Below are 6,461 nucleotides of genomic sequence, written 5' to 3'. Positions count from 1 at the left end.
GTAACAGGAGACCCAAGAATGGTATCGGTTAATCCAATCCGTGATACATTATTTGCCAGCAATCCGGAACTCTATTATTTAATAGGAAATGCGTTGACAATCTCAGCTTCTATGATACTGACCGGAGGAATGGCAGCAAATGCAGCAGTAAGTGCAGGAACATCCATAGGAAGGGCAGTAGTAACAGAGTATGCAAAGCAGGGACTGACAATGGCAGCCAGCAGCTATGTGGAAAAGAGCATGACAGAAGAAACCAACAGTCCACTGGCAGGCTTTGTAGTTGGTTCACTAACCGGAATGGCAACATATGGAACGCTCAGTGAGGCAGAGCTGGAAGTAGTAAATAACGTAAAAAGACCGCAGCAGTTGGGGAATATAGGGGAGAGTGGTAGTAACTCGGTGTATTCTTATGATGGTGTAAAGCAAGCATCAGAATATTTACAGAGTCAGGGTGTTCCAAGAGTATATAGAAAACAGATATTGGAGTCTTTCAATGTAGAAACAATAAAACTTCAAACTGCTGGAGACAGTACATATGGTTTGAGATTTTATGGCGGAAATGCAAATACAGAGGGAAGATATTTATTTGAAACATTTTCACCTTTAACAAATCGTCAGAATTTAGCTTTACCATATGAGTGGAATAGAATGACGGGGATTCAGCAGTTCCAAGTTAGAAGTGGAACTATAATGATTACAGGAAAGACTGCTGCTCAGAAGAGTTTTGGCAGTCAGTATATTGGTGGTGCCAATCAATGGTAGCCTGTGAAAAGGGAATTAGAATTATTACGTGATTATCTAAAAAATGGATATGAAGATGATTCAAAAAGAGTAGCTGCCTTAATTAGTTAGAAGAAAATAAGTGATCGTAATATTATGGATTGAAAAGGGAGGCATGATAAATATGCTTATGGAAATGTTGGAAAAATTGGATAGTTTAATAGCAGTATTAGCAACAGGTTTGATTACTTTCTTTATTACAAAATATAAATATTATAAGAATATTCCGCTAGATAAATTAGAAATAGCCTATAATAGAATATACTATCCAATTTATTGTATAACAAAAAGTAATATAGATATTCAGAAAAATATAGAGAAATGTAAAGTGTATTTAACTAAATATAGGAAATATGCAGATAAAACTACATTAAGAGTATTTGAAACTTTGGAGGATACTAAATTTAATAATAGGGCATATGAAAAATTTAAAAAAAATATAGACGAAATGAATACGAAGATAAGAAGACGATTAGGATATTTGGATTCAAATATAATTACGACATATAAATATTTAAGTTTATTTGAAAAAAATATGCTAAGAATAGCGCTTGAGCTAATAGTTATATATGTGCTAACTTTTATAGTGAGATATGCAAATGGAAAATGTGCTAAAATTTTTGCATATATAGATTTTTTCTTTGTTTTAGTATTGGCAATAGAGGGGATATGTATGATTGTAATGGGGTTTGTAATTGGATTTAAGGAAGTATTCCTATCAACTAAAATAAAGAAAAAAGATATATCTAAAGAATAGGGGATAGTATTATGGAATACAAGCAAATGAAAATGCGTCCTATTAATAATAAAAGGGAAGCAATTATTTTTTTGAATCAAATGATTGTATTAACAGATAAAAGAATGAATCGTTTAAAAAATGCAATTAATGATGTGGAAAAATTGTTAAAGGAATATGAGGGAAAATATAAAATAAAAACAACTATTTATCAAGCATATGCAGAAAGAATAGAATGTCTTACAATGTATATTTGTAATATATTGGGAGACGAAACGAAAAATGCTGTTTCCTATAGACAATTTAGAAAAATATTAGCTAAAAAGGTAACACAGGGAAACGAAGAATTTACACTCAGACCATTAGAAAAAGAAATAATAGATTTGCTTGATGCTATGAGAGAACAACGAAATTGGGGGCATCATGTTCCACAATCATTGTTTGCAAGCCAGGAAAACTTTATGGTAAACGAACAAAATGGTGGAAAAAAATTATTTGAAACTTTTTTCTCTTCTGATGAGGTATATATTTCTATATGGGAATATCACGAGATAAAATGGCTTATTAATTTATATGAGTCTTCAAAGATAGCATATGAAAGTTATCGGAAAGTGTTTCAATGTATGAAGAAAGATTATTCTTTGTTAATTGGAAAGAATATGAGAATTAAGAGAATTGAAGAACCTGATGCACGTCCATTTCAATTTAGCAAAATAGCGGAAGAATCTTTGAAAGCAAATTCAAAGCGAAGTTAAGAAGAAGGTGTATTATAGGGCAAGAAATGAAAACATAAGATGTCATCTATATATTATAGTATAGAATCCCCCTTGACACCCATAGTATAATAAGAAGAAAACCAAGGATGAGAGGATGATAATTATGAGGCGTTCCAGACAGATGTCGGAATCAATAGAACTTGGAATCGTGCTGGCGTTGGCTGGAGGATTTATGGATGCGTATTCCTATATGTGCAGGGGTGAAGTATTTGCTAATGCGCAGACGGGAAATATGTTATTGCTCGGAATCAATTTATCGGAGAGAAACTGGGGAATGGCACTGCGTTATCTGTTTCCGGTGCTGGCATTTGCGGTGGGAATAGCGCTGGCAGATGTAGTACGGGTACATGCAAAAGATAAGAGCCTGTTTCATTGGCGGCAGCTTTCTGTATTATGTGAAGCACTGGTGCTATTTGTGGTATGCTTTTTTCCACAGAGCATGAATCTGGCAGCCAACAGCTTAACATCACTGGCATGTGGAATACAGGTGGAGAGCTTCCGGAAGATTCATGGAAATGGAATTGCAACCACGATGTGCATCGGAAACTTAAGAAGCGGGACACAGAACTGGTGTGATTTCCATTATACGAAGAATAAAGAATCCGCGTTTAAAGGAATGCTGTATTATGGCATTATCCTGATGTTTATAATAGGGGCGATTATTGGAAATGCCTTTGTGAAATTATTGGCAGAGAAAGCAATTTTGATATGTGCAGCCGTGTTGTTCATGGCATTCATTATGATGTTTGTAGACAAAGAAAAAGCTTTGGAGCAGTAGTATTACTGCTTCAAAGCTTTTTTGATTGCGGTAAAGCTTTCTTTACTGATAACATGTTCCATTTTGCATGCATCTTCTGTTGCGATTTCCTTTGGTACACCAAGACTTTCTAACCAGGTAGAAAGGAATTCATGACGTTCATAAATCATTTCTGCAATTTCACGACCGGAATCGGTAAGATAGATGAAACCGGAATCGGTTACCGTAATATGATTCTTTTCTCTTAAATTCTTCATTGCTATGCTGACACTGGATTTCTTAAAGCCAAGTTCATTGGCAATATCTACAGAACGAACCACAGGAAGCTTTTTGCTCAGCATAAGAATAGTCTCAAGATAATTTTCTGCTGATTCATTTGTTGCCATATAACAACACCCCCATTAATGTTTTTTTCTATAATAATACATGAATTTAGGTAAGTATAACATATTAAGCCGAACATATCAAATCATAAAATGAATCTAAAAAATGCTTCTTAATGATAAAAAATTCTCAAAAACGTTCTTGACAACTAATGATAGTTAGAATATACTAACCAATGAAATGAGAAAAAATTAACAATAGCACAATAGAAAAGAGGAGAGTATGATGCCTTTATCTATGGTAAAAGAAGGAGAGCCGAACGTAATTAAGAAGGTCGGCGGTAAAGAAGAAACAAGAAGATTTCTTGAGAACCTTGGCTTTGTTGCTGGTGGTACAGTAACAGTAGTATCTGAGGTAAATGGAAATATGATTGTAAATGTCAAAGAATCCAGAGTAGCAATTGGAAAAGACATGGCAAATAAGATTATGGTGTAACAGCCAGAAGGAGGAAATTATGAAGACATTAAAAGAAGTAGCCTGCGGTCAGACCGTAAAGGTGAAAAAGCTGTCCGGAGAGGGACCGGTAAAGAGACGTATCATGGACATGGGTATTACCAAGGGCGTGGACGTTTATGTAAGAAAGGTTGCTCCACTCGGTGATCCGGTAGAGGTGACAGTTCGTGGCTATGAGCTTTCTCTTCGTAAAGCAGATGCAGAAATGATTGAAGTAGAATAAATTTTTTTTGCATATAGGTTAGTAAATGCTAACATAAGGAATGCTAAGCTAACATTGAAACAGCCCGACTAACAAAAGAAATATCGGACTAACAGCATAGAAAGGCTCTATGCAGGAAATTCAAAAATGATAAAAGAAAGAAGAAAAGAGGAGTAAAAAAGATGGCGATTAAAATTGCATTAGCAGGAAATCCCAACAGTGGAAAAACCACATTATTTAATGCTCTGACAGGTTCTAACCAGTTCGTAGGTAACTGGCCGGGCGTAACTGTAGAGAAAAAAGAAGGAAAGTTAAAAGGTCATAAGGATGTAACAATCATGGACTTACCAGGTATCTATTCCTTATCACCATATACACTGGAAGAAGTTGTTGCAAGAAATTACCTGATTAACGAACGTCCGGATGCAATCTTAAATATTGTAGATGGAACCAACATCGAGAGAAACCTTTATCTTTCTACACAGTTAATGGAACTGGGAATTCCGGTTATCATGGCTGTAAACATGATGGACTTGGTAAAGAAATCCGGAGACCAGATACATATCGGCAAGCTTTCTAAGAAATTAGGATGCGAAGTTGTTGAAATTTCTGCATTAAAAGGAACCGGAATCATGGCAGCAGCAGAGAAGGCAATCGAAGCTGCAAAACAGAAAGCCGGAGCTCCGGTACATGAATTCTCAGCAGAAGCAGAAGAGATTATCCGCAAGGCAGAAGAAAAATTAGGAAGTGACATTCCGGAAGAACAGAAACGTTTCTTCGCAATCAAACTTCTTGAGAAGGATGATAAGATTGCAGAGCAGATGAAACAGAAAGCAGATGTATCTGCAGAAATCAAAGAAATGGAAGATGCATTTGATGATGATACCGAAAGTATTATCACAAATGAAAGATATGTATATATTTCAAGCATTATTGGTGAGTGTATTACCAAGAATGGCAAGAAAAAACTTTCTACTTCCGATAAGATTGACCGTATCGTAACAAACCGCTGGCTGGCACTGCCAATCTTCGCAGTAGTTATGTGGATTGTATATTATGTATCTGTAACAACAGTAGGTTCTATTCTGACAGACTGGACCAATGATACCTTATTTGGTGAATGGATTATTCCGGCAGCACAGAGTTTCTTTGAAAATATCGGATGTGCAGACTGGCTGACAGGCCTTATTGTAGATGGTATTATCTCCGGTGTTGGTGCAGTTCTTGGATTTGTACCTCAGATGCTGGTATTATTTATCTTCCTGGCATTCTTAGAGTCCTGTGGATATATGGCCCGTGTTGCATTTATCATGGACCGTATCTTCCGTAAATTTGGTCTTTCCGGAAAATCATTTATCCCGATGTTAATCGGTAGTGGTTGTGGAGTTCCTGGAGTTATGGCATCCAGAACCATTGAAAATGACAGAGACCGTAAGATGACAATCATGACAACAACATTTATCCCATGTGGAGCAAAACTTCCAATCATTGCATTGATCGCAGGTGCATTATTTGATGGAGCTTCCTGGGTTGCACCAAGTGCATATTTCGTTGGTATCGCAGCAATCATCTGCTCCGGTATTATCTTAAAGAAAACAAAGATGTTTGCTGGAGATCCGGCACCATTCGTTATGGAGTTACCGGCATATCACTGGCCAACAGTTGGAAATGTATTAAGAAGCATGTGGGAGAGAGGTTGGTCCTTTATTAAGAAGGCTGGTACCATCATCCTTTTATCAACTATCGTAGTCTGGTTCTTAATGAACTTTGGATGGACAGACGGAAGCTTCGGAATGTTAAGCTTTGACGGACTGGAGGGAACCGCTCTGGAAGCTGCTCAGGCAGAATGTATCTTAGCTAAGATTGGTAATGCAGTTGCCTGGATCTTCGCACCTCTTGGATGGGGTAACTGGAAGATGACAGTTGCAGCTATTACCGGATTAATCGCAAAAGAGAACGTAGTAGGAACAATCGGACAGTTATTCGGATTTGCAGAAGTTGCAGAAGACGGAGCAGAAATCTGGGGTAATCTGGCAAGCAGCATGACTGCACTTGCAGCATATTCTTACTTAGTATTCAACTTACTGTGTGCACCATGTTTCGCAGCTATGGGTGCAATCAAACGTGAGATGAACAATACAAAATGGTTCTGGTTCGCAATCGGATATCAGTGTATCCTTGCATATGTTGTATCCTTATGTATCTTCCAGATTGGTTCCTTAATTACAGCAGGAACATTTGGTATTGGAACAGTAGTCGCATTCCTTTTAATCATCGGATTCATTTATCTTTTGTTCCGTCCTTATAAGGAAAGCCAGACATTAAATGTAACAGTAAAAGCAAAATAATCCGCCATAACAGAAAGGAGTGATT

At 36.8% G+C, this 6,461-nt stretch carries 8 protein-coding genes; 7 read left to right on the top strand and 1 reads right to left on the bottom strand.

Annotated elements, in window-relative coordinates; genetic code table 11:
* The 4 genes from DWX65_RS09020 to DWX65_RS09005 all read left to right on the top strand — a co-directional run.
* Nucleotides 1-762, top strand: a 762-nt coding sequence (locus tag DWX65_RS09020) for a hypothetical protein (RefSeq protein WP_207661132.1), incomplete at its 5' end; no start/stop codon positions are given.
* 100 nt (nt 763-862) lie between these two features.
* Nucleotides 863-1,537, top strand: a complete 675-nt coding sequence (locus DWX65_RS09015; RefSeq protein ID WP_147339155.1) for a hypothetical protein — start codon at nt 863-865, stop codon at nt 1,535-1,537.
* 11 nt (nt 1,538-1,548) lie between these two features.
* Complete coding sequence (locus tag DWX65_RS09010) at nt 1,549-2,271, top strand: hypothetical protein (RefSeq protein ID WP_118057171.1); 723 nt, start codon at nt 1,549-1,551, stop codon at nt 2,269-2,271.
* 124 nt (nt 2,272-2,395) lie between these two features.
* Entirely contained in the window at nt 2,396-3,070 is a 675-nt protein-coding gene (locus tag DWX65_RS09005) for a YoaK family protein (RefSeq protein ID WP_118173292.1), read from the top strand.
* 2 nt (nt 3,071-3,072) lie between these two features.
* On the opposite strand, the gene DWX65_RS09000 is transcribed toward DWX65_RS09005, so the two are convergent.
* Nucleotides 3,073-3,435, bottom strand: a complete 363-nt coding sequence (locus DWX65_RS09000) for a metal-dependent transcriptional regulator (protein ID WP_117699268.1) — start codon at nt 3,433-3,435, stop codon at nt 3,073-3,075.
* Between the two features lie 220 nt (nt 3,436-3,655).
* Between DWX65_RS09000 and DWX65_RS08995 the strand changes: the two genes are divergently transcribed.
* The 3 genes from DWX65_RS08995 (at nt 3,656) to feoB (ending at nt 6,436) form a co-directional block, all read left to right on the top strand.
* Nucleotides 3,656-3,868, top strand: coding sequence for a FeoA family protein (locus DWX65_RS08995; RefSeq protein WP_117699278.1), 213 nt, complete (start codon nt 3,656-3,658; stop codon nt 3,866-3,868).
* Nucleotides 3,869-3,887: 19 nt separating this feature from the next.
* Nucleotides 3,888-4,109 carry a FeoA family protein gene (locus tag DWX65_RS08990; RefSeq protein WP_022242378.1) on the top strand — a complete coding sequence of 74 codons (222 nt, stop codon included), beginning with the start codon at nt 3,888-3,890 and terminating at the stop codon, nt 4,107-4,109.
* A gap of 161 nt (nt 4,110-4,270) precedes the next feature.
* Nucleotides 4,271-6,436, top strand: a complete 2,166-nt coding sequence (gene feoB / locus DWX65_RS08985; protein ID WP_118173291.1) for a ferrous iron transport protein B — start codon at nt 4,271-4,273, stop codon at nt 6,434-6,436.
* Nucleotides 6,437-6,461: the final 25 nt, after the last annotated feature.

This window comes from Roseburia sp. AF20-18LB (genome assembly GCF_003461185.1).
In the GTDB taxonomy this organism is placed as follows: Bacteria; Bacillota; Clostridia; order Lachnospirales; family Lachnospiraceae; genus Roseburia_C; species Roseburia_C amylophila.
The sequence above is the reverse complement of the archived record's forward strand: the minus strand, read 5'-3'. Positions and strand labels throughout refer to the sequence as shown.